Annotated in this window: 23 protein-coding genes; 10 read left to right on the top strand and 13 right to left on the bottom strand. The window is 67.9% G+C overall.

Going from position 1 to position 25,101, the window contains the following annotated elements; genetic code table 11:
* Window positions 1-163: 163 nt before the first annotated feature.
* The 5 genes from GTW51_RS17540 to GTW51_RS24545 form a co-directional block, all read right to left on the bottom strand.
* On the bottom strand, window positions 164-946 hold the full coding sequence (locus tag GTW51_RS17540) for an ABC transporter permease (protein WP_163045355.1): 783 nt from the start codon (window positions 944-946) through the stop codon (window positions 164-166).
* Between the two features lie 3 nt (window positions 947-949).
* A complete protein-coding gene (locus GTW51_RS17535; protein WP_163045354.1) occupies window positions 950-2,134 on the bottom strand; it encodes an ABC transporter permease in 1,185 nt (394 codons plus the stop codon).
* Window positions 2,131-3,195, bottom strand: a complete 1,065-nt coding sequence (locus tag GTW51_RS17530; RefSeq protein WP_163045352.1) for an ABC transporter ATP-binding protein — start codon at window positions 3,193-3,195, stop codon at window positions 2,131-2,133. The genes GTW51_RS17535 and GTW51_RS17530 overlap by 4 nt, the downstream gene beginning before the upstream one ends.
* Window positions 3,196-3,270: 75 nt before the next feature.
* Window positions 3,271-4,305, bottom strand: coding sequence for an ABC transporter substrate-binding protein (locus GTW51_RS17525; RefSeq protein ID WP_246233242.1), 1,035 nt, complete (start codon window positions 4,303-4,305; stop codon window positions 3,271-3,273).
* A gap of 112 nt (window positions 4,306-4,417) precedes the next feature.
* Window positions 4,418-4,966 (bottom strand): cupin domain-containing protein, encoded by a 549-nt coding sequence (locus GTW51_RS24545; protein WP_163045350.1) that lies wholly within the window; start codon window positions 4,964-4,966, stop codon window positions 4,418-4,420.
* Window positions 4,967-5,386: 420 nt separating this feature from the next.
* Between GTW51_RS24545 and GTW51_RS17515 the strand changes: the two genes are divergently transcribed.
* Window positions 5,387-6,217, top strand: coding sequence for an alpha/beta fold hydrolase (locus tag GTW51_RS17515; RefSeq protein WP_163045348.1), 831 nt, complete (start codon window positions 5,387-5,389; stop codon window positions 6,215-6,217).
* A 17-nt stretch (window positions 6,218-6,234) separates the two neighbouring features.
* On the opposite strand, the gene iolG is transcribed toward GTW51_RS17515, so the two are convergent.
* Together iolG and GTW51_RS17505 are read right to left on the bottom strand one after the other, a co-directional pair.
* The gene (gene iolG, locus GTW51_RS17510) at window positions 6,235-7,242 is read right to left on the bottom strand and encodes an inositol 2-dehydrogenase (protein WP_163045346.1); all 1,008 of its coding nucleotides are present in this window, start codon (window positions 7,240-7,242) and stop codon (window positions 6,235-6,237) included.
* Between the two features lie 77 nt (window positions 7,243-7,319).
* Window positions 7,320-8,444, bottom strand: coding sequence for a Gfo/Idh/MocA family protein (locus GTW51_RS17505; protein WP_163045344.1), 1,125 nt, complete (start codon window positions 8,442-8,444; stop codon window positions 7,320-7,322).
* Window positions 8,445-8,553: 109 nt separating this feature from the next.
* On the opposite strand from GTW51_RS17505, the gene GTW51_RS17500 reads away from it, so the two are divergent.
* From GTW51_RS17500 to iolB, 8 genes are all read left to right on the top strand, one after another.
* Window positions 8,554-9,405 carry a MurR/RpiR family transcriptional regulator gene (locus GTW51_RS17500; RefSeq protein ID WP_163045343.1) on the top strand — a complete coding sequence of 284 codons (852 nt, stop codon included), beginning with the start codon at window positions 8,554-8,556 and terminating at the stop codon, window positions 9,403-9,405.
* A 68-nt stretch (window positions 9,406-9,473) separates the two neighbouring features.
* Entirely contained in the window at window positions 9,474-10,394 is a 921-nt protein-coding gene (locus GTW51_RS17495) for a sugar ABC transporter substrate-binding protein (protein WP_163045342.1), read from the top strand.
* Between the two features lie 142 nt (window positions 10,395-10,536).
* Entirely contained in the window at window positions 10,537-11,640 is a 1,104-nt protein-coding gene (locus tag GTW51_RS17490) for an ABC transporter permease (protein WP_163045340.1), read from the top strand.
* Between the two features lies 1 nt (window position 11,641).
* Window positions 11,642-12,421 (top strand): ATP-binding cassette domain-containing protein, encoded by a 780-nt coding sequence (locus GTW51_RS24025; RefSeq protein ID WP_163045339.1) that lies wholly within the window; start codon window positions 11,642-11,644, stop codon window positions 12,419-12,421.
* Window positions 12,418-14,328: a bifunctional 5-dehydro-2-deoxygluconokinase/5-dehydro-2-deoxyphosphogluconate aldolase gene (locus tag GTW51_RS17480; protein WP_163045338.1), complete on the top strand. Its 1,911-nt coding sequence runs from the start codon at window positions 12,418-12,420 to the stop codon at window positions 14,326-14,328. Before GTW51_RS24025 ends, GTW51_RS17480 begins: the two co-directional genes overlap by 4 nt.
* Window positions 14,325-16,148, top strand: a complete 1,824-nt coding sequence (gene iolD, locus GTW51_RS17475; protein ID WP_163045336.1) for a 3D-(3,5/4)-trihydroxycyclohexane-1,2-dione acylhydrolase (decyclizing) — start codon at window positions 14,325-14,327, stop codon at window positions 16,146-16,148. Before GTW51_RS17480 ends, iolD begins: the two co-directional genes overlap by 4 nt.
* Window positions 16,145-17,056: a myo-inosose-2 dehydratase gene (iolE, locus tag GTW51_RS17470; protein WP_163045335.1), complete on the top strand. Its 912-nt coding sequence runs from the start codon at window positions 16,145-16,147 to the stop codon at window positions 17,054-17,056. The genes iolD and iolE overlap by 4 nt, the downstream gene beginning before the upstream one ends.
* Window positions 17,053-17,844 (top strand): 5-deoxy-glucuronate isomerase, encoded by a 792-nt coding sequence (gene iolB, locus GTW51_RS17465; RefSeq protein ID WP_163045333.1) that lies wholly within the window; start codon window positions 17,053-17,055, stop codon window positions 17,842-17,844. Before iolE ends, iolB begins: the two co-directional genes overlap by 4 nt.
* A gap of 10 nt (window positions 17,845-17,854) precedes the next feature.
* On the opposite strand, the gene GTW51_RS17460 is transcribed toward iolB, so the two are convergent.
* Window positions 17,855-18,931 carry an NAD(P)-dependent alcohol dehydrogenase gene (locus GTW51_RS17460; RefSeq protein WP_163045332.1) on the bottom strand — a complete coding sequence of 359 codons (1,077 nt, stop codon included), beginning with the start codon at window positions 18,929-18,931 and terminating at the stop codon, window positions 17,855-17,857.
* Window positions 18,932-19,245: 314 nt separating this feature from the next.
* On the opposite strand from GTW51_RS17460, the gene GTW51_RS17455 reads away from it, so the two are divergent.
* Window positions 19,246-20,574, top strand: coding sequence for a chloride channel protein (locus GTW51_RS17455; protein WP_343034049.1), 1,329 nt, complete (start codon window positions 19,246-19,248; stop codon window positions 20,572-20,574).
* 60 nt (window positions 20,575-20,634) lie between these two features.
* Here GTW51_RS17455 and GTW51_RS17450 read toward each other — a convergent pair whose 3' ends face one another.
* The 5 genes from GTW51_RS17450 to GTW51_RS17430 form a co-directional block, all read right to left on the bottom strand.
* Window positions 20,635-20,829 carry a hypothetical protein gene (locus GTW51_RS17450; RefSeq protein ID WP_163045330.1) on the bottom strand — a complete coding sequence of 65 codons (195 nt, stop codon included), beginning with the start codon at window positions 20,827-20,829 and terminating at the stop codon, window positions 20,635-20,637.
* A gap of 225 nt (window positions 20,830-21,054) precedes the next feature.
* Window positions 21,055-22,080, bottom strand: coding sequence for a hemin-degrading factor (locus tag GTW51_RS17445; RefSeq protein WP_163045329.1), 1,026 nt, complete (start codon window positions 22,078-22,080; stop codon window positions 21,055-21,057).
* A 17-nt stretch (window positions 22,081-22,097) separates the two neighbouring features.
* Window positions 22,098-22,877 (bottom strand): heme ABC transporter ATP-binding protein, encoded by a 780-nt coding sequence (locus tag GTW51_RS17440; protein WP_163045328.1) that lies wholly within the window; start codon window positions 22,875-22,877, stop codon window positions 22,098-22,100.
* Between the two features lie 10 nt (window positions 22,878-22,887).
* On the bottom strand, window positions 22,888-23,988 hold the full coding sequence (locus tag GTW51_RS17435; RefSeq protein WP_163045327.1) for a FecCD family ABC transporter permease: 1,101 nt from the start codon (window positions 23,986-23,988) through the stop codon (window positions 22,888-22,890).
* Window positions 23,978-24,853: a heme/hemin ABC transporter substrate-binding protein gene (locus GTW51_RS17430; protein WP_163045326.1), complete on the bottom strand. Its 876-nt coding sequence runs from the start codon at window positions 24,851-24,853 to the stop codon at window positions 23,978-23,980. The genes GTW51_RS17435 and GTW51_RS17430 overlap by 11 nt, the downstream gene beginning before the upstream one ends.
* Window positions 24,854-25,101: the final 248 nt, after the last annotated feature.

Genomic DNA, 25,101 nt, shown 5'->3' with positions numbered 1-25,101 from the left:
ATTCGATCGAGGAACTCTCATCGCCACGGAACTTGTTCTCATTTGTCACTGCTCAGCGAGCACACCCATGCCGGCGAGCTTCTAACAAAGCATTAAACCGACCGCAGAAGCCTGCGACGCAGGGAGCAGTCTCGGTTCTGAACCATGTCCCAAGGTTGTCTGATCAGGCCGCCGCGTCGGCGGGACGGCGGCGCAGGAACGCGGCGAGCCCGGCGAGCAGCAGCGTGCCGATGATCAACAGCAGCGCCGCGGCGGCGACGGCGGGCGAGATGTTCTCGCGGATCGAGGAGAACATCTGCCGGGCGAGCGTCCGCTGGTTCGGCCCGGCGACGAAGAGCGTCAGCACCACCTCGTCGAGCGAGGTGGCGAAGGCGAACACCGCGCCCGTCACCACGCCCGGCATCGCCAGCGGCAGCGTGACGCGCCGGAACACCGTCGACGGCGGCGCCCCGAGGCTGGCGGCGGCGCGCTCGGTGGTCCGGTCGATGCCCTGAAGCGCGGTCGAGACGCTGACGATGACGAAGGGCACGCATAAGACGGTGTGCGCGACGATGACGCCGAGATAGGTGCTGGAGAGGCCGATCCGGGCGAGCGAGATCTGCAGCCCGACGCCGAGAACCACCGCCGGCACCACCATCGGCAGCAGGAACACCGTCCGGACCACGTCCGGGAACGGGATCGCGCTGCCGCGCAGGGCCAGCGCCGCCAGCGTACCGAGGACGACGGACAGGGCCGTCGCGCCCGATCCGATGATCAGGCTGTTGACGATCGAGGCGCTCCATTGCGCCGACTGGCCGAGTTCCCCGAACCAGCGCAGCGAATAGGCCTCGATCGGGTAGTTCAGGAAGATGCTGTCGGTGAAGGCCAGCGGCAGGATCGCGACGATCGGCAGGATCAGGAACGCCATCATCAGCGTCGCGAAGAGTGCCTGGAAGACGCGCAGCATGGCTCAGAGCCCCGTCGGCGTCGTGCCGCGCGAGAGGCGGCCATAGACGAGATAGAGGACGGTGGTGATGGCGAGGAGGATCAGGCCGAGCGCGCCGGCCATGCCCCAGTTGGCGGTCTGCAGCGCATAGAACGCGATGATCGAGGAGATCATCTGGTCGTTCGGCCCGCCGATCAGCGCCGGCGTGATGTAGTAGCCGATGGCCACCATGAAGACGAGCAGCGACCCCGCCAGCAGTCCTGGCAGACTCAGCGGCAGGAGGATGCGTCGGAACGCCGCGAAGGGCGTCGCGCCCATCGAGGCGGCGGCCGGCATCAGGTTCTTCGGGATCGCCGCGACGACCGAATAGATCGGCAACACCATGAAGGGCAGCAGGACGTGGGTCATCGCGATGACCACGCCGAGCCGGTTGAAGATCAGCGGCAGCGGGCCATCGATGAGCCCAAGCCCGATCAGCGCGCCGTTGATCAGGCCCTCGTTCTGGAGGAGGATGAACCACGCGGCGGTGCGCACGAGCAGCGACGTCCACAGCGGCAGGAGGACGGCGAGCAGCATGAGATTGCGCTTCCAGCCGCTCAACGACGCGGCGAGCATCGCATAGGGCAAGCCGATCAGCGCGCAGAGCGCCGTGATCGTGCCGGCGATGGCGAAGGTCCGCCAGATGATCAGCCGGTTGGCCGAGGTCGCGGCCGGCGCGGCGACGATCTCCCCGTCGGCGTCCCGTTCGAGATCCAGCGCGGCAAGCAGGTTACGGTCGGTATAGGGGGCGACGCTGACGGCGATCGCCTGCCAGTAGCGGGGCTCGGCCCACCGTTCGTCGACCGCCACGAGGTCGAGACGCTCGCCGGCCGCGGTGTCCTGCGCCGCGTTCGCCGTGCGGCTCATCAGCGTCCGAAAGCCCGACACCTGGCTGTTCAGCATCCGCACCGCGCCACCGAGCACCGACCGCGGCGTGTCGCGGAGATCGGCGACCAACGCGTCCTGCACCGCCGCGTCCGGGATGCCCTCGCCGTCCCACACGCCGATGGCGGCGGCGGTCTCCGGCAGCGCGCCGCCGATCGCGTCGTTGTGGACCGCGACGGCGACCATCGTCCACAGCGGCCAGATGAAGAACACGCCGAGAAACAGCGCCAGCGGCAGGATCAGCAATCCGGCGCGCAGCCGCGCGTTGGCGAACAGCCCGCTCATGCGCTGAAGACCGAGCAGTCCTCGGCGCGGAAGGCGATCGGCAGCCGCGTTCCGACCGGCCAGCTTTCGGCACTGCGCTCGGCGCGGGCGACGAGCCGCAGCGACCCGCAGGCAAGGTGGAAGCGCAGATGGTCGCCCTGGTAGACGACGTCCTCGACCTCGGCGTCGAGGATGTTGTCGAAGCCCGGCGCCGGTGTCAGGCAGATGCGTTCAGGCCGCACCGACACCACGATATCGGCCCCGGTCGGCACGGTCGGCGCCGCCGCGACGATGCGCCGGCCGCCCTCGACGACGATCTGGACGGTCTGACCGTCCGCGGCGCCGTCGATACGACCTTCGAGCAGGTTTGTCTCGCCGATGAACTGCGAGACGAATCGGTTCCGCGGCCGGTCGTAGACTTCGCTGGCCGTCCCGATCTGGGCGATCTTGCCCTTGTCGAAGATCGCGATCCGATCCGATATGGTCAGCGCCTCGGACTGGTCGTGGGTGACGAAGACGATGGTCAGGCCGAGCCGGCGATGCAGATCGCGGATCTCCAGCTGCATCGCCTCGCGCAGTTGCTTGTCGAGCGCGCCGAGCGGCTCGTCCATCAAAATGACCTTCGGCTCGAAGACCAGCGCGCGGGTCAGCGCGACGCGCTGCTGCTGGCCGCCCGACAGCTGCGAGGGCCGGCGCTCGGCCAGATGCTCCAGATGGACGCGGGCCAGCGCCTCGGTCACCCGCCGCTGCACCTCGGCTTTGGCGACGCCCCGCATCTGCAGCGGGAAGGCGACGTTCTCGGCGACGCTCATGTGCGGGAAGAGCGCATAGTTCTGGAATACCACGCCCATGCCGCGGCGATGCGGCGGCAGGTCGTTGAGACGCTGTCCGTCGAGGACGATCTCTCCGGACGTCGCGTCCTCGAAACCGGCGAGCATCATCAGGATCGTCGTCTTGCCGGAGCCGGACGGGCCGAGAAGGCTGAGGAATTCACCCTTGGCGACGTCGAGATTCAAACCCTCGACCACTTTCAGCGGGCCGAAGCTCTTGGCGACGTCGCGAAGCTCGATAAAGGCGGCCATGGTTCCTTTCGCGTGGTGATCAGTCGCGGCGCGAGAGGCGCCGCGACTTGTCGAGATGGCGGGAACGCCCTGCCCTTACTGAGCCAGCCAGGCGTTGAAGCGCTCGTTGAGGGCCTCGATGTTGTCGACCCAAAAGTCGCCGTCGAGGGCGATCGCGCCTTCGAGATTGTCCGGCGCGGTCGGCAGTTCCGCCGAGACTTCGGGCGCCAGCATCTCGCCGGCCGCCTTGTTGGTGAGGCCGTAGGCGATGAATTCCGGCAGCTTGGCCTGGTTCTCCGGCAGGCTGGCGAACTGGATGAACTCGAACGCCGCGTCCTTGTTGGGTGAATCCTTCAGGACGACCCAAGAATCGATCGCGTAGATCGAGCCCGGCCAGACGATCTGGAAGTTCTTGCCCTCGGCCTTGTTGATGCCCGCGAGACGCCCGTTATAGGCCGTGGTCATCACCACCTCGCCGGAGGCCAGCAGCTGGATCGGCTGCGCGCCGGCTTCCCACCAGACGATGTCGGCCTTGATCTCATCCAGCTTGGCGAAGGCGCGGTCGACGCCTTCGGGCGTTCCGAGCACGTCGTAGACCTCCTCGACCGGAACGCCGTCGGCCATCAGCGCGAATTCCAGCGAGTATTTCGGTCCGCGGCGGAGGCCCCTTTTGCCGGGGAACTTCGTCGTATCCCAGAAATCGTTCCAGCTCGTCGGGGCCGTCTCCAGCTTGTCGGCGTCGTAGGACAGGCCCGTCGTCCACACGATCGCGCCGACGCCGCATTCGTTGACTGCGGCATCGATGAACTTGTCTTCGCCGCCCAGCGCGCTCCAGTCGACCGGCTCGTACATGCCGTCGGCGCAGCCCAGCTCCAGCTCCTCCGTCTCGACCTGGACCACGTCCCAATCGGCCGGCGGGGTGGCCATCTTGGCGGCGATGACGCCGTAGCCGCCGTCCCACGTCACGTCGAGGAGCGGCGCCCCGGCCTTGTCGCTGAACGGCTTGAAGTAGATCTCGCGCTGCGCGTCCTGGTAGTTGCCGCCCCATGAGACGACGGTCAGGTCCCGCGCCTGCGCAGCGGTCGTACCGACCGCCGCCGTCACCGCGAGCGCCGCAGCGACCCTAAGCATTCCTGTTCTCATCATGGCACGACCCCTTTTCGTTGAACGGATTCGAACTCAACCACGAATCTCTGCCGATGACAGTCGGAAAGCTTCTACGGTGAATAAAATAACCACTGCTTCAGCATGTCGGCGGCGTGATCGCGCTGACGATCCGTGCCGGCCCGTCGCCGGCATTGCGGAATCGATGCGGCGTTCGACTGTCGAAATAATAGGCGTCGCCGGCCACGAGTCGCCGCCGCTCCGCCCCGACGCTGACCTCGACGGCGCCGGCGGTCACGACACCGGCCTCCTGGGCAGCATGCGAGATGGCCTCCCCCGTATCCGCTCCGACCGCATAGGTCTCGCACAGCATCACGATCTGGCGGTTTGGATGGTTCATCCCGACAAGCCGGTAGGAGACGCCGTCGGAACGGCCGATCTCCGGAAGATCGTCGCCCCGGTAGAACGGCGAATGGGGCGTCGACGCGCTCATTCCGGAAAAGAAACCGGTCAACGTCGACCCCATCGCCTCGAGCATCGCACCCAGCGTATCAACGGAGGGGCTCATCCTGTCACGTTCGATCAGCGACACCGCCGAGTGCGAAATCCCCGACCGTGCCGCCAGTTCGCGGGTCGTCAACTGCCGACGCCGCCGCAGCTCCCGTAGTCCTTCACCGATCGCCGGCACTGCCTGCCCTCCCTTGAAGCCTTCGCGTTGATCAATCTGCCACCTCGCTCAAAGATTGAGCGAACACCTGCCTGATGTTCATTATAATAAGCGGAGTATTCCACTCGTGTCAGTCGCAAACGGTAAAGAGGAATTGGAGGCACGGCGGAAAGCCACGAGGGTTCCATGTCCCGAGCCTTCGGATCGACTGCTGCAGCCGCATGACATTCTCGCCAAGAGCACAAGAGCAATTGCGCCCCGGCCAAGCGACACGGTATCCTGCTGCAGGATGCCGAACGTCCCTTCGGGACAGATCCGCTTCCCCGTCAGCATTGCAGATACAGCCACAGTCATTCCGCCGTTCCCCATGCCGCGCGGGTCGCGCAACCCTTCCGTCGTACCCGCCGCCCATCAGAAACCCGAAACTCTGGAGTCAGGCCAATGGATACCGTGATCACCCGCGATGGCGTCAGCATCTTCTTCAAGGACTGGGGGCCCCGAGACGCCCAGCCCATCGTCTTCAGCCACGGCTGGCCGCTCTCGTCCGACGACTGGGACGCGCAGATGGTGTTCTTCCTGAACGAAGGCTTCCGCGTCGTCGCGCATGACCGGCGCGGCCACGGCCGCTCGACGCAGGTGCCCGACGGCCACGACATGGACCACTACGCCGACGATCTTGCGGCGGTAACCGCGGCGCTCGACCTGCGCCAGGCGGTCCATGTGGGCCATTCGACGGGCGGCGGCGAGGTCGTCCGCTACATTGCCAGGCACGGTGCGGATCGGGTGGCGAAGGCGGCCATCATCGCCGCCGTCCCGCCGCTGATGGTCAAGACCGATGCCAATCCCGGGGGCCTGCCGAAGGAAGTCTTCGACGATTTCCAGACTCAGGTCGCCACCAACCGGGCGCAGTTCTACCACGACGTCCCGGCCGGCCCCTTCTACGGCTTCAACCGCCCCGACCGGCCGGCCATGGAGGGCCTGATCCTGAACTGGTGGCGGCAGGGCATGATGGGCAGCGCCAAGGCGCATTACGACGGCATCGTCGCCTTCTCGCAGACCGACTTCACCGAGGATCTGAAGAAGATCGACGTACCGGTCCTCGTGATGCATGGCGACGACGACCAGATCGTGCCCTACGAGGACTCCGCGCCCCTCTCGGCACAGCTGCTGCGCGACGGCACGCTGAAGACCTACAAGGGCTTCCCGCACGGCATGCCGACGACGGAAGCGGCGACCATCAATGCCGACCTCCTCGCCTTCATCAGGGGCTAGCGTCGAGCGCCCCAGGATCAGTCGCCGAGGATCTCCGGCATGTCGACCCGGCGGCCCTCGGCGGCGGAGCGGCTCGCTGCCTCGGCCAGCGCCAGCGCCATGTAGCCGTCATGGCCGGTCGTCAGCATCGGCGTGCCGTTCGTGAGCGCCGACAGGAAGCTGGCGATCTCCGCCGCATAGGCGGCGGCGTAGCGGTCCATGAAGAAGTTCTGCAGCGGCGGACGTGTGTAGCCCGCCGCCGATGCTATCGTCACGTTCGCCTCGTGCTGGTTCTCGGCCGAGACCATGCCGTCCGAGCCATGCGCCTCGATGCGCTGGTCGTAGCCATAGGTGGCGCGGCGCGAATTGGTGATGACCGCCTGCCGGCCGCTCGCCGTCGTCAGAATGATGCTCGCCGTGTCGACATCGCCGAGCTCGCGGACGCGCGGGTCGACGAGGACGGAGGCCGTCGCCATCACGCTCGCCACCTCCTCGCCGAGGAGATGCCGCGCCATGTCGAAATCGTGGATGGTCATGTCGCGGAACAGACCACCGGATCGCGGCAGATAGTCGAGATGAGGCAGGCCGGGGTCGCGGCTGGTGATCACCACCTGCTCGACGGCGCCGATCCGCCCGTCATCGATGGCGCGCTTCACGGCGACGAAATGCGGATCGAAGCGGCGGTTGAAGCCGACCATCAGCGGCGTACCGGTCTCGGCGACGACCGCGAGGCACTGCCGCACCCGGTCCAGCGACAGGTCGATCGGCTTTTCGCAGAAGATCGGCTTGCCCGCCCGCGCGAATAGCTCGATCAGCTCGGCATGGGTGTCGGTCGGCGTGCAGATCGCCACCGCGTCGACGTCATCAGCGGCGGCGATCTCCGCGATGGTGCGCACCGGGCAGCCATAGGCGGCGGCGAGCGCCTCCGCGGCCGGGGCCATGGCATCGGCGACAGCGGCCAGGCGCGCGCCGGGCGTTGCGGCGATGGCCGCCGCGTGGACCTTGCCGATCCGGCCGGCACCGAGGACTGCAATGGAAAGCGACATGGGAAACCTTGTCATTGGATGGCCATAGGGTGGATCGACGCGATGGTGCGCAGCTGAAAGGATCGTCGTTTGTAAACTCAGCCGCGCGTGTCGGCGACCATCACGCGGGCGCCATCCGCCTGCGCCGAGCGCGCGATGGCATGGGCGACACGCTCGATTTCGAGCGCCTGGGCGAAGTCCGGCCCGGGGCGTTTCCCGCCCGCAAGGCCGGCGAGGAACTGCGCGGCCTCGATGGTTTTCAGGTCGTTGAAGCCGAGCCCGTGCCCCGGCGCCGGGCAGAAGGCGCCGTAAGGCACATGCTCCGGGCCGGTCAGGATGGTCCGGAAGCCTTGCTCGGCCTTCGGGCCGTCATTGGTATAGAGCTGCAATTCGTTCATCCGCTCCTGGTCGTAGACGATCATGCCGCGGCTGCCATGCGCCTCGAACCCAAGGCTGCCCTTGCGGCCCCAGGCGGCGCGCGAGATCGTCAGCGTGCCGTGGAAGCCGGCGGAAAAACGCACCAGCGCGCTGGCGACGTCCTCGTTCTCGACCGCGCCATCACCACCTTCCGGCAGCGGCCGCGTCGCATAGGCAGCGCCCATCTCGGCGACGACGGAATCGATAGGCCCACCCAGCGCCGTCAGCAGCGAGATCAGGTGCACGCCGATATCGCCGAGCGCGCCGAGACCGGCCTCCGAAGCGCGGCATCGCCACGTCCAGGGCAGCGCCTCGTCGGCCTGGTAGTCCTCGTCGACCCAGCCGCGAAGATGGAACAGCCGGCCGATCCGCCCCTCCGCCACCAGCCGGCAGGCATGGGTGAAGGCCGGATTGCGCAGGTAATTGTAGCCGACGAGCGTGAGGCGGTCGCCGCTCGCCGCGGCCATCGCCTCGGCGTCGGCCAGCGTCACGCCGAGCGGCTTTTCGCACCAGACATGCTTGCCGGCGGAAAGCGCCGCCTCGGCCATCGGGCGATGCAAAGCGTTGGGCGTGGTGATCGACACGACATCGACGGCGGGGTCGGCGATCAGCGCCTGCCAGTCGTCGCCCGCGGCCTCGAAGCCGAGCTGCTCGGCCATCGCGCACGCTTTGTCGAGCGGCGTGTCGCAGAGATGCACGAGCCGCACCGGCGGCAGGCCGCCCATCACGGCATTGGCGTTGCGCCACGCCAGCGCATGCGCCTTGCCCATGAAGCCGGTGCCGATCAGTCCGATGCCGATTGTCATAAGCCCTCCTCCCCCTCGGCGGCGGTCATATCAGTTGTGGAATTTTCATTCCATTATTTTCTTTCTCACCCACTTCGATGATAGTCGCGCGCTGAACGGGAGCCGAAGCATGCCGGACGAAACCGCACCCCAGAGCATCGAAGCGTTCCACCGGCGCCTGCAGGAACTCTCCGGCACCTTGCCCAAGCGGCTGGCGCAATGCGCCGAATATCTCGCCGGCCATTCGGACCGGATCGCGCTCTCCACCGTGGGCGAACTGGCGAAGGGGGCCGGCGTGCAGCCTTCGGCGATGATGCGCTTCTGCCAGATCATGGGGTTCTCCGGCTTCTCGCAGATGCAGCGCCTCTTCCGGGAGGGCTATGCGCAGGTCTGGCCGGATTACGGGACGCGGCTGAAGAATCTCGGCGAGGCGGGATCCGAGAGCCCTGCCGCGCTGCTCGCCGAATTCATCGAGACCAGCCAGCTCTCGCTCGAGCGTCTCGCGCGAACCTTCGACGGCGATGGGCTGGAGCGGGCTGTCGATGCTCTCTCCGGCGCGCGCACCATCCATGTGGTCGGCTTGCGCCGCGCCTTCGCCATTGCAGCGTATCTCGACTACGTCTTCGACAAGATGGCCGTGCCCTCGCTCCTGCATGACGGGCTGGGGCGGCTTGATCGGCGCCACGCGCTGATGCCGGACGACGCGCTGCTCGCCGTCAGCTTTGCCCCCTATAGCGCCGAGACGGTGGAACTCGCCGAATATGCCCAGGATCGCGGCCTCGCCGTGGTGGCGATCACCGATACGGTGCTGAGCCCGCTGAGCGGCATCGGCGCCCAGGTGCTCACCGTCACCGAAGCCGATTTCGGTGCCTTTCGCGGCCTGTCGGCGACGCTGTCCCTCTCGCTCGCCCTCGCCGTCTCCATCGGCGCGCGGCGTCGCGGCGCCGGAGAAGCGCTTGCGCCGCCGGATAAAATGGAATAATTATTCCAATCAGGCGTCGGGAGGATGCCGCGCAGGCAGGTGCCTGCCATCTCAACGGGAGGAACACGATGAAACGCATTCTCGCTATCGCGTCGCTGGCGCTGGCTCTGTCCGGCGGCACGGCGCTCGCCCAATCGATCATCGTGGTTTCCCACGGCCAGGCCAACGACGCCTTCTGGGCCGCCGTCCAGAACGGCGCGCAGGAAGCCGCGAAGGATACCGGCGCCAGCGTCACCTACCGCGCTCCGGAAACCTTCGACATGGTGGCCATGGCCTCTCTGATCGACGCCGCCGTCAACCAGGAGCCGGACGGGCTCGTTGTCTCCATCCCCGATGCCGACGCGTTGGGCGACTCGATCCGCCGCGCCGTCGAAGCCGGCATTCCGGTCATCTCGATGAATTCCGGCGGCGACGTCTCCAAGGACCTCGGCGCCCGGCTGCATGTCGGCCAGTCGGAACGCGACGCCGGCAAGGCCGCTGGCGAGCGCCTTGCCGAAATGGGCGGCGAAAAAGGCATCTGCGTCAACCACGAGGTCGGCAACGTCTCCCTCGATCAACGCTGCGAGGGCTTTGCGGAAGGCTTTGGCACGATCTCCGTCGTGCCCACCTCCAACGATCCGCAGGACGTCCAGTCGCGCGTCCGCGCCGCGCTCGATTCCGATCCGGAGATCGACACGATCCTCGCGCTCGGCGCGACCACCGGTGGCGAACCCTCCGTCGCCGCCGTCCAGGCCACCGGCCGCGGCGAAGAGATCCGTGTCGCCAGCTTCGACCTGTCGGCGAACTTCCTCGAGGCGATCGCCAACGGTCAGGCCGCCTTCGCGGTCGACCAGCAGCAATTCCTGCAGGGCTATCTGCCGGTCGTGTTCCTCGCGCTGAACGCCGAATACGGGCTGATGCCGGGCGGCGACGTCCCGTCCGGCCCGAATCTCGTCGAGCAGGACGCCGCCGAGATGGTCATCGACCTGTCGGCCCGCGGTATTCGCTGATCGCCCAAGCCGGGAGCTGCGCACGCGCTGCTCCCGGCGCCCTGCCGGGCCTCCACACGCAGCCGTACCATCAGGCCGGATGCGCCCGCGCGGCTGCGAACCAGACCGTCCGACCACGGATGCGCCAGAGACGAGGAAGACCATGGACACCGGCAAGACGCTTGACGACGAGCGGCTGAAGAAGGTTTCCGCGCTGACGCGGATCTTGCAGCGCCCCGAGCTCGGCGCCCTCGCCGGTCTCGTCCTGGTGACGGTCTTCTTCCTCTTCACCGCCGACCCGGTGATGTTCAGCCTTGCCGGCGTGATCAACTTCATGACGCCGGCCGCCCAGCTCGGCATTCTCGCCCTCGGCGCAGCCCTCCTGATGATCGGCGGCGAGTTCGACCTCTCGGTCGGCTCGATGGTTGCTTTCGCGGGTCTGATCTTCGGCGTCGGGCTGACGCTTTACGACCTGCCGCTCAGCCTCGCCATCCCGCTGACCTTTGCCGTCGCGGCGTTGAGTGGCGGCATCAACGCGCAAATCGTGCTGCGCACCGCGCTGCCCTCCTTCATCGTTACGCTCGCCTTTCTGTTCATCCTGCGCGGCCTCAGCCTCGTCGGGCTGAAATGGGCGACAGGCGGCGCCACCCAGCTTCGGGGCATCCAGGACGCAGTCGAAGGCGACTGGCTGCTGCCGGTGTTCTCGGGCGACGCGTTTCCCGGGCTTTTCCGCTGGCTCGCCGAGCAGGGCATTGTCGCCAGTTTCTCCAATGGCACGCCGCGTGTCACCGGCATCCCGGTCGAGATCCTCTGGTTCGTCGCCCTCACGGCAGTGGCGACGTGGATCCTTTTGCGAACGCCGTGGGGCAACTGGATCTTCGCCTCGGGCGGCGACCAGACAGCGGCGACGAATTCCGGCGTGCCCGTGCGCAAGGTGAAGGTTGCGCTCTTCATGCTGACCGCATGCTGCGCCGCCCTCGTCGCCATCATCACCGTTCTCGACGCCGGATCCACGGACGCGCGGCGCGGCTTCCAGCGCGAATTCGAGGCGATCATCGCCGCGGTCATCGGCGGCGCGCTGCTGACTGGCGGCTACGGCTCGGCGATCGGCGCCTTCTTCGGCTCGATCATCTTCGGCATGGTGATGATCGGGCTCTCCTACACCAGCATCGACCAGGACTGGTACCAGGTGTTCCTCGGCTCGATGTTGCTGATCGCCGTCGTGTTCAACAATCTGATCCGCAAGCGCGTGACGGGGGAGCGTTGAGATGAGCGAAGCCATCCTTGAAATGCGCGACATCGAAAAGCACTTCGGCAACATCGTCGCCTTGGCCGGCGTCAGCTTCGATGTGCGTCCCGGTGAATGCCATTGCCTGCTCGGCGACAACGGCGCCGGCAAGTCGACCTTCATCAAGACAATGTCGGGCGTCCACAAGCCGACCCGCGGCGAGATCCTCGTCGACGGCCAGCCGATGAACTTTTCCAGCCCCCGCGCCTCGATGAACGCCGGCATCGCCACCGTCTACCAGGATCTGGCGATGATCCCGCTGATGAGCGTGACGCGCAATTTCTTCATGGGGCGCGAGCCGACCAAGGGGAAATGGCTGTTCAAGCGCTTCGACATCGAGCACGCCAACAAGGTGACGATGGAGCACATGCGCGCCATGGGCATTGCGCTGCGCGAGCCGGACCAGGCGGTCGGCACGCTGTCCGGCGGCGAGCGCCAGACCGTCGCCATCGCAAGGGCCGTCTATTTCGGCGCGCGCGTGCTGATCCTCGACGAGCCGACTTCGGCGCTCGGCGTCCGCCAGACCGCCAATGTCCTCTCCACCATCGACCGGGTCCGCAAGCAGGGCGTCGGCATCGTCTTCATCACCCACAACGTGCGCCACGCCATGGCGGTCGGCGACCGCTTCACCGTGCTGTCGCGCGGCAAGACGCTCGGCACCAGCCGGCGCGGCGAGATCACGGCGGAAGAGCTGCAGGACCTGATGGCCGGGGGCCAGGAGATGGCCAAGCTAGAGGGATCGCTCGGAGGCACGGTGTGAAGCGCCTCGACGTCATCACCATCGGCCGCTCGTCGGTCGACCTCTACGGCGCCCAGGTCGGGGGGCGGCTCGAGGACATGGGCTCGTTCCACAAATATCTCGGCGGCTCGCCCACCAACATGGCGACGGGCACGGCGCGGCTCGGGCTGAAATCGGCGCTGATCACCCGTGTCGGCGACGAACACATGGGCCGTTTCATCCGCGAAGAACTGGAGCGCGAGGGCGTCGACGTGCGCGGCGTAACAACCGACCCGGAGCGCCTGACTGCCCTCGTCCTGCTCGGCATCCGCGACGAGCACCGGTTTCCGCTGATCTTCTACCGCGAGAACTGCGCCGACATGGCGCTCTGCGAGGAGGACATCGACCCTGGCTTCATCGCCGAGGCGCGCGCGGTCGTGGCGGCCGGCACGCATCTGTCGCACCCGCGCACCGAAGCGGCGGTCCTCAAGGCCTTGCGCCTCGCCCGCGACAGCGGCGCCCGCACCGCGCTCGACATCGACTACCGGCCAAACCTCTGGGGCCTTTCCGGCCATGGCGACGGCGAGAACCGCTTCATCGAAAGCGACGCGGTAACCGCCCGCCTGCAGGGCCATCTCGGCCTTTTCGACCTGATCGTCGGCACGGAGGAGGAATTCCACATCGCCGGCGGCTCGACCGATACTTTGACCGCGCTCCGCGCAGTACGCGAACTGACCGGCGCGACACTGGTGCTGAAGCGGGGCGCGGCCGGAGCCGTCGCGTTTTCCGGCGCGATCCCCGCCGATCTCGACGACGGCGAGGCCGGTCCCGGCTTCCCGATCGAGGTGTTCAACGTGCTCGGCGCCGGCGACGGCTTCATGTCCGGCCTGCTCAAGGGCTGGCTCGACGACGAGAGCTGGCCGAAGGCGCTCGAATACGCCAATGCCTGCGGCGCCTTCGCCGTCTCGCGCCATGGCTGCACGCCGGCCTATCCGAGCCTCGAGGAGCTGCAGTTCTTCCTCGCCCGCGGCATTCGCACCCCTGCCCTGCGCCACGACGCCGAGCTCGAGCAGATCCACTGGTCGACCAATCGCAGTGTCGACTGGCCACAGATGCGCGTCTTCGCCTTCGATCATCGCATGCAGCTTGAAGAGCTCGACGGCGCGACGCCGGCGCGGATCGGCGCGTTCAAGGCGCTCTGCCTCCGGGCGGCGCTGCAGGTCTCGGGTGGCCGCCATGGCTATGGCATTCTCTGCGACGACCGGCTCGGCCGCACCGCCCTCCATGCCGCCTCCGGCACCGGGCTGTGGGTCGGCCGCCCGGCGGAGAAGCCGGGCTCGCATCCGCTGGCCCTGGAAGCCGAGTTCGGCGAGGACTGCGGCAACCTCGTCGAGTGGCCGCTGCATCAGGTCGTCAAGGTCCTGTGCTTCTGTCACCCGGACGACACCGCCGCGATGCGCGCCGACCAGGAGGCTACGCTGAAGCGACTCTATCGGGCCGCCCGGCGCAACCGGCTGGAGTTCCTGCTCGAAATCATCCCTTCCAAGTTGGGCACCGTCGACGACGACACCAATGCCAGCCTGATCCGGCGTTTCTACGAGATCGGCATCTATCCCGACTGGTGGAAGCTCGAACCTTTGACCAGCCCCGAGGCGTGGGTGGCGGCCTGCGCCGCGATCTCCGACAACGACCAGAATTGCCGCGGCATCGTGGTGCTCGGGCTCGATTCCAGCGAGGCGGATCTCGGCGCAAGCTTCACGGAGGCGGCACGGCACGACCTCGTCAAGGGCTTTGCCGTCGGACGCACGATCTTCGGCTCCGCCGCGCGCGATTGGCTCGCCGGCGCGATCGACGACGATGCGGCGGTGGAGCGGATGACGCATAATTTCTCGCGCCTCTGCGCCCTTTGGGACGCGGCAAGGGACTCGACGAAGGAGAATGCCGCATGACGACGATCCGGCTGACAGCCGCGCAGGCGATGGCTCGCTGGCTTACCGCGCAGATGACTCCGTCAGGCGAACCCTTCATCGCCGGCTGCTGGGCGATCTTCGGTCACGGCAACGTCGCCGGAATCGGCGAGGCGCTGGCTGGCGTTCAGGACGTCCTGCCGACGCATCGTGGCCAGAATGAGCAGACCATGGCGCATGCCGCCATCGCCTATGCCAAGCAGCTGGGCCGCAGGCGCGCGATGATGGTGGCCTCCTCGATCGGGCCCGGCGCGACCAACATGGTGACTGCCGCAGCCCTCGCCCACGTCAACCGCCTGCCCGTCCTGTTCGTGCCGGGCGACGTCTTCGCCGGCCGCGGCCCCGACCCGGTGCTGCAGCAGGTCGAGGATTTCACCGACGGCACGGTCTCGGCCAATGACTGCTTCCGGCCCGTCAGCCGCTATTTCGACCGCATCACCCGGCCGGAACAATTGCTGACCGCCCTGCCCCGTGCGATGCGCACAATGACCGATCCGGCCGATTGCGGCCCGGTGACGCTGGCCTTCTGCCAGGACGTCCAGGCGGAAAGCTACGACTGGCCTGAAAGCTTCTTCGCCAAGAAGGTCTGGCCGTTCCGCCGCCCCGCGCCGGATCCGGCAGAGGTGGACAATGTGGCGGGGATGATCCGTGCCGCCAGGCAGCCGGTGATCGTCGCCGGCGGCGGCGTGCATTACGCCGGGGCCGCGGACGCGCTGGCCTCGTTTGCGGCGCGCTTCGGCATCCCGGTCGTCGAGAGCCAGGCCGGCAAATCCGCCCTTCCCTGGGACCATGAATGGAATTACGGGCCCGTGGGCGTCACCGGCGCCACCTCGGCCAACACGGTAGCGGCGGGCGCCGACCTCGTCATCGGCGTCGGCACCAGGTTCCAGGATTTCACCACCGGCTCCTGGGCGCTGTTCAAGAACCCCGCACGCCGCCTCGTCTCGATCAATGTCGCCGCCTATGATGCGATGAAGCACGGCGCCGAGCCGCTCTGCGCCGATGCGCTGTCGGCCCTCGATCATCTCACCAAGTCGCTCGAAGGCCACCGCGCCCCAACGCCGGAACCTGGCCTGAAACAAGCCTGGTTCGCCTCCGTCGATCCCCTCACCGACGCGCCGGACGGCGGCAATTCGCTGCCCACCGACCAGCAGGCGATCGGCGCCGTGCAGCGCGCGAGCCACGCCGACACGGTCGTGATGTGCGCCGCCGGCACCATGCCGGGCGAACTCCACAAGCTCTGGAAGGCGCCACGCCCCGGCGCCTATCACATGGAATACGGCTATTCCTGCATGGGCTACGAGATCGCCGGCGCGCTCGGCATCAAGCTGGCCGAGCCGGACCGTGACGTGATCTGCATGCTCGGCGACGGCAGCTATATGATGGCCAATTCCGAGCTCGCGACGGCGGCGATGATGGGCGTGGCCTTCACCATCGTCCTCACCGACAATCGCGGCTATGGCTGCATAAACCGGCTGCAGATCGCCACCGGCGGCGCCGAGTTCAACAATCTCTACGCCCATAGCGGCATGGCGAATGCGCCGGCCATCGACTTCGTCGCCCATGCAAGGGCGCTGGGTGCCGAGGCGATGAAGGCGGCGAGCATCGCCGAGCTGGAAGCAGCGCTCGCCACCCGTGCCGATAGGACCGGACCCTTCGTCATCGTCGTCGACACCGATCCCTATCCCTCGACGCCGCATGGGGGGCACTGGTGGGACGTCGCGGTTCCAGAGACGTCGGCGCGCGACGAGGTCCGCGCCGCGCGCAAGGCCTATGAAGACCAGCTGAAAGAACGCTCATGACGCTCTACGGAACCAACCCCATCGCCTGGTCCAATGACGACGACCAGACGCTCGGCGCCGAGATCACCCTGGCGCAGTGCCTGGACGAGGCGGCGGCGATCGGCTTCGACGGGATCGAGAAGGGCCACAAGCTGCCGGCGACACCGGAGGGCATCGAACGCGAGCTCGGCGGGCGCGGCCTGCGCTACGTCTCCGGCTGGCACTCGCTGAACCTCCTGACGCAGGACATCGAGACCGAGAAGGCGGCGATGCAGCCCTTCCTCGACCTTTTGAAGGCGGTCGGCTCGAACGTGATCATCGTCTGCGAGACCTCGAACGCAATCCACGGCAATGACGGCGTGCCTGTCAACGCCAAGCCGGTGCTGCAAGAGGCGGACTGGCCCGCCTTCGGCGCCGGCGTCGAGGCGCTGGCGGCCTTTGCCGCCGGTCAGGGCATCACCCTTGCCTATCACCATCACATGGGAACCGTGGTCGAGACGCCGGACGAGATCGACCGGCTTATGGCGCATACCGGCCCGGCGACGAAGCTCCTGTTCGACACCGGCCACTGCTTCTTCGGCGGCGGCGACCCGGCTGCGGTCGCAGCGCGCCACATGGCCCGCGTGGCGCACTTCCACGCCAAGAACGTCCGCCCCGACATCATGCGGCAGGTGCGCGAGGAGAACCTCTCCTTCCTCGAAGGCGTGCGGCGCGGCGTCTTCACCGTGCCGGGGGATCCCGAAGGCGGCGTCGACTTCCTGCCCGTCCTGAGCATCGCCGCCGAGCACGACTATGCCGGCTGGCTGGTCATCGAGGCCGAGCAGGACCCGGCGCAGCGTAACCCCCGCCATTACCAGGCGATGGGCCTCAAGGCGCTCCGGGCCTTCGCGCGCGAGGCGGGTCTCGATCGCAGCGAGGCCGCGGCATGAAGCTCCTGCGCAAGCCGCAAGGGCCCACCGGCCTCGTCCACGACATCACGCCGGAGAGCGCCGGCTGGACCTATGTCGGCTTCAAGCTCTGGCGCCTTGCCGCCGGCGAGAGCGCTGAGGGCATACTCGGCGGCGACGAAGCGATCATCGTGATGGTCGAGGGCAAGGCCGCGATCACGGCGGCGGGCACGGACTGGGGCGTCCTCGGCGAGCGCATGGATGTATTCGAGAAGTCACCGCCGCACTGCCTCTATCTGCCGAATGGCAGCGACTGGAAGGCCGTCGCCGAGACCGACTGCACGCTGGCCCTGTGCCTGGCGCCCGGCAAAGGCGGCCATGCCGCAAGGCGCCTCGGACCGGAGGGCATCACCCTCACCCAGCGCGGCGAGGGTTCCAACGCCCGCTTCATCAACAATATCGCAATGGAAGCCGACGACGTCGCGGACTCGCTCCTCGTGACCGAAGTGTTCACGCCGGCCGGCAACTGGTCGAGCTATCCGAGCCATCGCCACGACGAGGACCGGTTTCCCGAGATCACCCATCTCGAGGAGACCTATTATCACCGGCTGAACCCCGCCCAGGGCTTCGGCGTCCAGCGGGTCTATACCGAGGACGGCGCGCTCGACGAGACGATGGCGGTGAAGAGCCACGACGTCGTGCTGGTGCCCCGCGGCCACCACCCCTGCGGTGCGCCGCACGGCTACGAAATGTATTATTCCAACGTCATGGCCGGGCCCTTGCGCAAATGGCGATTCATCGCCGATCCCGACCATGCCTGGCTGATGTAGTGCGCCGCCCTCAGGGCGTGATCGCCACCTTCAGAACGCCGTCGCGCTGGTTGGCAAAGAGCTCGTAGGCCTCCTCGATCCGCTCCAGCGGGAAGCGGTGGGTCACCATCGCCTGCAGGTCGATGCGGCCCGACGCCACCACCTCCATCAGCCGGCGCATGCGCTCCTTGCCGCCGGGGCAGAGCGTCGTGACGATCTTCAGGTCGCCGAGTCCCGCCATGAAGGGACCGAGCGGAATGGTGAGATCGCTTGAATAGACGCCGAGGCTGGAGAGCGTGCCGCCCGGCCGCAGCACCTTGAGGCACGATTCGAACGTCTGCTGCGTGCCGAGCGCCTCGATGGCGACGTCGACGCCCCGGCCGTCGGTGAGCTTCATGATCGCCTCGACCGGGTCGCCGGCCTTGAAGTCGACGACGTGGTCGACGCCGAGCGAGCGGGCGACCGCCAGCCGCTCGGGCACGGTGTCGACGCCGATGATCGTCGTCGCGCCCATCAGGCGGGCGCCGGCCGCGGCGCAGAGCCCGATCGGCCCCAGCGCGAAGACCGCCACCGTGTCGCCGATCCGCACCTTGCCGCTCTCGGCGCCCGACAGGCCCGTCGACATGATGTCGGGGCACATCAGCACCTGCTCGTCGGTCAGCGCGTCGGGAACCGGGCTGAGATTGGCCATGGCGTCCGGCACCAGCAGATATTCGGCCTGGCAGCCATCGATCGTGTTGCCGAAGCGCCAGCCGCCCATCGGCTTGAAGCCGTGGCGCGTGCCCGCCCCGTCCTGCGAGTGGCAGCCGCAGAGGCAGGCATAGGAATGGCCGCTCGGCGTGATCGCGCCCGCGATGACCCGCTGGCCCTCCCGGTAGCCGCTGACCGCCGAGCCGAGCTTCTCGATCACGCCGACCGGCTCGTGGCCGATCGTCAGGCCCTTCTCGACCGGGTATTCGCCCTTGAGGATATGCACGTCGGTGCCGCAGATCGTCGTGGTGGTCACGCGGATCAGCGCGTCCAGCGGGCCGACATCGGGGATCGGCTTCTCGCCGAGCACGATTCGACCGGGCTCGACGAAGATGGCGGCTTTCATCATGCGCGTCATGGGGGCTCTCCAGTGGGCGTCATCGGATCGGCGGCGACCGCGGCGGCGCGGCACGCTCCGGCTGCATCGATAGCGCAGGCCGGACGCTGTCGACTTGATGCAGAGCAAGTCGGCAGCGTCCGGCAGACCCGGGCGGACCACACGGTGCCATTGCTGTCGTGAAGGCGAAAAAGATAAAGGCTGCAAAAGCTCAGGTGAGGGTTCGACTCCCGGCGCTTCGTTCGCCATTGTCGCGGCGTCACCAGCCGAGAGCGAAATTTGCCATGCAGCGGCACGATCCAGCGCCCCTACGCAGAACCGTGCGCAAGTCGCGAATGCTGCGGCGATCCCGGGCGGTCTGGGGCAAGCAGCGCGTCTGGCGGCCGCGGCTGATCTTCTGGGCGGGCGCGCTGGCGATCGGCCTGGTCAGCGTCGGCTTTGCCCAGCTGGCGGACGCGGCGCACCAGGCCTTCGAGGCAATCCGGTCGACCCCGGCTTTCGGAACGGCGGCGATGCTGGTGCTGCCGCCGGCGGGCTTTGCCCTGTCGGCCTATCTGGCGCTGCGTTTCTTCCCCAATTCGCAAGGCAGCGGCATTCCGCAGGCGATCGCCGCCCGCCATCTCGAACGTGACGCCGATCGCGGCGAGCTCCTGTCGCTGCGCATCGCGGCCGGAAAGATCCTCCTGACCCTGCTCGGGCTCCTGTCCGGCGCCTCGATCGGGCGCGAGGGCCCTACCGTCCAGGTTGGCGCAGCCATCATGCTGTCGGCGGGACGCCTCGGCGGGATGGTGCAGGCGCGCGGCCTGATCCTGGCAGGCTCCGCCGCCGGCATCGCCGCGGCCTTCAACACGCCGCTCGCCGGCATCGTCTTCGCGATCGAGGAGATGGGCCGCGCCTACGAGGCCCGGACCAACGGCCTTGTCCTCTCCGCCGTGGTGCTGGCCGGCCTCGCCTCGCTCGGCCTAACCGGCAACTACACCTATTTCGGCGAGAGCGATGCCGTGGCGAACACCCTGCAGGACTGGGGACTGGTGGTCGCCTGCGGCGTCGCTGGTGGGGCCCTCGGCGCCGTGTTCACCGCCAGCGCCCTCTGGCTGATGCGCCGGATCAGGCGCTGGTCCGCCACCGCGCCGATCCGGCGTGCCGTCGGCGCGGCAGCACTTTGCGGCGTCATCGTCGCCGCCGTCGGCTTTCTGTCGGACGGTGCCACCTACGGCACCGGCTACGAGCAGGCGCGCGGCGCCGTCGAGGGCGATCCGCTGCCGCTGATGTTCTTTGCCGAGAAGTTCGTCGCGAGCCTCGCCTCGATGGCATCAGGAATTCCGGGCGGCATCTTCGCGCCCTCACTGGCGGTCGGCGCCGGCCTCGGATCGACGATCGGGGTGCTCGTCGGCGCCGGCTCCGGCCTGGCCGCGACGCTCGCCATGGCGGGCTATTTCGCCGGCGTCGTCCAGGCGCCGATGACCGCCTTCGTGATCATCCTGGAAATGACCGGCAACCAGGGCAACGTCATCCCGCTGATGCTGGCCTCGCTGCTCGGCTTCGGCACCGCCCGCCTGGTCTCCGGCGCGCCGCTCTACCACAGCCTCGCCCGCAACTTCGTCGCCGACGTGCTGCGCTTGCGCCGCTCGCAGGCGCGCGGATCCGACGACATGGCGCCCTAGGCGGATGCGGCATGGGCGGCGGAGCCGCACGCGACCGGCACTGCGCGCCGGCGCTGGCGACTACCGCGACCGTTTTTCCAGAAGAGCTTCGAAGAGGTCGGCGGCATCGTTGGCCAACGCTGCCCCGAGGCAAAGACCCCAGACATTCTCCTCGGCTTCTCCCTCGGCCCTCTGCAGGTTTTCTTCGGCAGCTTCGCGAAGCCGCCGGATCATGGGGACGATCGCGTCGTCGGGATCTGGAAAAACAGCGGTCATGCACCTCTCACGATTTCCGGCAGACGATGGATGCCGTCATCCGGCAATCCTCGGATATCGTAGATAGGGCTGGCGCGGTGGTTTATCGCGTTCCGCCTGCAATAGGCGCCGCGAACCGCGCCAGTCGCGATAGCTTTTCGGTCAGGGCGAGATACGTGATGTATCAGGGCACGGGCGACCGGTGCCGATGCCGGCGCCAGCCCTTGCATGATCGCGTGGCAGGCCTCAGCCGCCGGCGAGCCCGGCTGTCAGCTGGCGCCAAGCGGCTTCCTCGGGATGATCGCGGCGCCGCTCGCCATAGAACTGCGCAACCAGCTTGCGCCCTGCATCGTAGAGCTCGACCGTCGTAAGGTCGCCGTCCTTCGACGGCTTGCGGACCTCGAAAGCCTCCGCGACCAGGTCCTCGCGCAGATGCAGATCGAAGCCCGGATCGAGCACGTTGATCCACGGCCCCATCGCCTTGATGTTCTTCACGTGGCCGGTGAAGATCTGGATGCAGCCGCGGCTGCCGACGAAGCACATGATCGGCAGCGCCTGCTCGCTCGCCGCGGTCAGCAGCGCCGTCGCCGCGCCTTTTCCGAGGCGCCGCACATGCTGGTCGCCCATCACGTCGAGCGAACCGCGGCGATCGAGCCCGTGCCGGCGCAGCATCGGGAAGAACTCGTGGACGTCGCGCATGGCGGCGAACTCGCGGCGGAACGCCTCGGCATCCGCGGTGCCGGTAACTTCTTCGACCGGATAGGCTACGATCGAAAGCGGCTGCGGCACCGGATCGGCGAAACGCTGGCGCAGCGCATCGAACGCCGCGACATCGGAGGCCGGACGCAGGTGGATCTTGATCACCGCCTCGCCTTCCGCGTCGAAGATCTGCAGGCTGCGGCGCGGGCCTTTCTCGTCCGGCAGTGCGACCGCGAACGCATGATGCCAATGCTTGAGCAGCAGGCGAAGGTCGAGCGGCGGGTTGACCACCAGCCCCATGTGCCCCGATAGGCTGATCTCGCCGAACGTGCCGACGATCTCGTGCACCGCCGCCTCGTTGCGGGTCAGCGACATCACCTCGCCGAGCGCCGGCATCGCCTCGACGATCGCCGCCATCTCGGGCCGCAGGCGGACGACTTCCGGGCCGTCATGCCCGGCGAGGAGCTCGGCTTCCGAAAGGCCGCGCTCGCGGGCGAGATCGCGCGCACGCTTGCCGGTCGCGAAGAACGGCACGGCCGCCGTGGGGGCGGCAGCGAGAGAAGAGGCTTCCATGGCGTTTTCCTGGGTTTTCAGGCCGCGCTCTGCGGCAGAACGAAGGGAATGCCGGGCGGCGGCAGCGCGCCGACCCGCAGATTGAGGTGAAAGACGCGCGCGATGAGCCCGTCGGTGAGGATGGCGGCGGGCGAGCCGTCGGCGACGATCGCGCCATGCGCCAGGACGACGAGGCGATCGGCGAAGCCGGCCGCGAGATTGAGGTCGTGGAGGACCGCCACGACCCCGCCACCGGCGCGGGCGAAGTCGCGCCCGATCGACAGCACCGCCAGCTGGTGGCGGATGTCGAGGCTGGAGATCGGCTCGTCGAGGAACAGGTAGCGCGGCTTACCGTGGGCGACCGGCGGGCCGATCTGGCAGAGCACGCGAGCGAGATGCACGCGCTGCTGTTCGCCGCCCGAGAGCTCTTGGTAGTAGCGGCCTGAAAAGCCATCGAGATCGACGCGCTTGAGAGCGTCGACGATATCCTGCGCCCGGCTCGCCCGCCCGCCGGCGTCGAGCCCGAGCCGCACGACTTCGGCGACGGTGAAGGGAAAGGCGAGCGCCGAGCTCTGCGGCAGGACGGCGCGGCGGCGCGCCAGTTCCCGCGCCGGGACGCTCGATAAGGGTCGTTCGTCGAGCAGCACGCTGCCCTCGTCCGGCTTTATTTCGCCGGCCATCAGCTTCAGCAGCGTCGACTTGCCGGCGCCGTTCGGGCCGACGACGATGGTGAAGGCGCCGGGCTCCACGTCGAGCGACGAGGGATGGAGCGCGGCCCGGCCGCGATAGTGGACGCTGGCTTCGTCGATGCGGATCATGCCCCTGCCCTCAATAATCCGCGACGCCGCGGCGGCGCAGCAGGATCCACAGGAACACCGGCGCGCCGATCCCCGCCGTCAGGATGCCGAGCGGCAACTCGGCGGGCGCGACCAGGGTGCGGGCTGCCATGTCGGCGACCAGCAGGAGGCTCGCCCCGAACAGCGCCGAGGCGGGCAGCAGGTAACGGTGATCCGGCCCCAGCCAGAGGCGCAGGAGATGCGGCACCACGATGCCGACGAAGCCGATCGTGCCGGAGACGGCGACGGCAGCCCCGGTGGCCAGTGCCACGAGGACGATGGTGACGCGCTTCAGCGCCTGCACGCGCACGCCAAGATGGAAGGCCTCCGCCTCGCCCAGCACCACGCCGTTGAGGCCGCGGCCGACCAGCGGCGCGAAGACCAGCGCGGCGACCATCATCGGCGCCGCGGCCGCCAGCTTCGCCCAGCTGGCGCCGCCGAGCCCGCCGAGCGTCCAGAAGGTCAGGTCGCGCAGCTGCTCGTCATTGCTCATGTAGATGAGGAACCCGGTACCGGCGGCTGCCAGCGCCCCGAGCGCGATGCCGGCCAGCAGCATCAGCGCAACCGAGGAACGGCCGGCCAGCGTGCCGATGCGATAGATCACCAGCGTCGCCGCGAGCCCGCCGCCGAAGGCCGCGACGGGCAGCGCGTAGATCCCGAAGAAGGCGGCGTAGGGGGCCAGCACGCCGGCGGACAGGACGATTGTCGCCACCGCCGCGAAGGCCGCGCCGGACGAGACGCCGATCAGACCCGGATCGGCCAGCGGGTTGCGGAACAGGCCCTGCATCATCGCCCCGACCGTCGCCAGCGAAGCGCCGACCAGCGCGCCGAGCAGCACGCGTGGCAGCCGGATCTGCCAGACGATCACCCGGTCGGAGATGGTCGCGGCCGTGCCGTTCGGCCCGTCGAGCAGCACGTGCATGACGGTTGCCGGCGACAGCATCGCCGGCCCGACCGCCAGTGCCAGCAGCGCGGCAAGCGTCAGCAGCGCGGCGAGCACGCCGAGGCCGATCTTGGCCCGCACACTGCGATCGCCGGAAAGCCCGACGGAGCGGCTCATCCGGACTGCGCCGATCGCCGAACTAGCGGACATCTGCCGTCCGGGCGGGGACGATCCCCGGATAGAGCGTGGCCGCGAGCTCCCGCAGGGCGTCCGGCGTGCGGGGACCAAAGCCGAGGAGATGCAGCGCGTCCATGCGGATGACGGTTCCCGTCTGGCCGGCAGGGGTTGCCGCGAGACCCGGCACCGTCAGCGGATCGACGGCCTCGAGGCCAGGGCGCGTCACCATCAGGATGGCGTCGGGCTCGAGCGCCGCGACGGCCTCGGACGACAGGATCTTGTAGCCCTCGACATCGCCGAAGACGTTTTCCGCCCCCGCCAGCCGGATGACGGCGTCGGCGCCGGTGCCGCTGCCGGCGGCGTTGATCCGCCCGTCGACCAGCGACAGAATGAACAGGACGCGCTTCCTGTCCTCGATGCCGGCAAGGTCGGCCGCGAGCGCCTCGAATCCCGCGTCGATCGTCCCGGCCATCGTCTCGCCGGCTTCCGCCTTACCCACCGCGGCAGAAACTGTACGGACTTTTCCGGTCAGTTCCGCCACCGTGTACCCGGTCGGCATGTGCTGGACGGCGACCCCAGCCGCGTCGATCAGGTCGACGGCCTGCTGCGGGCCGGCACCGTCATCCATCAGGATGAGGTCGGGCGAGAGCGACAGCACGCCTTCGGCGGAGAGCTGGCGCATGTAGCCGACATTGGGTTTTTCGGCGAGCGCCTGCGGCGGGTAGAGGCTCGTCGTGTCGACCGCGACGACGCGGTCCTCCTCCCCCAGCGCATAGAGGATCTCGGTGATCGCCCCGCCGATCGCGATCACCCGCTGCGGCTCGGCGACGGCTTGCGCGCCGGCCGGCGCGGCGACGGCGCACAACACGGCGGCAGTAGCGATGGCGGACAGGCGCATGGTCGATCCTTCTGGCTCGATGAGCACAATTCGGCCGCAGCCGGCTTCAGGTACATCTGCCTGATTGTCGTAAAGACCGGCACCCGTCAAGAAGAGTCGTAATCAAAAGTACAGTAGAATTCTTCTAATTTAGAATTGTTAGCATCTAGAATGCATCTAAAATGAGATTTATATATTCATTTGCTGTTGACTCCCTAACATTTGCCTCAGTAAGTGGCGTCATACCGGAAATCTAACAATGTATAACG

Source organism: Aurantimonas aggregata (assembly GCF_010500835.1).
Taxonomy (GTDB): Bacteria; Pseudomonadota; Alphaproteobacteria; order Rhizobiales; family Rhizobiaceae; genus Aurantimonas; species Aurantimonas aggregata.
Note: the sequence above shows the minus strand (reverse complement) of the source record. Positions and strands in the feature narration are given on the sequence as shown.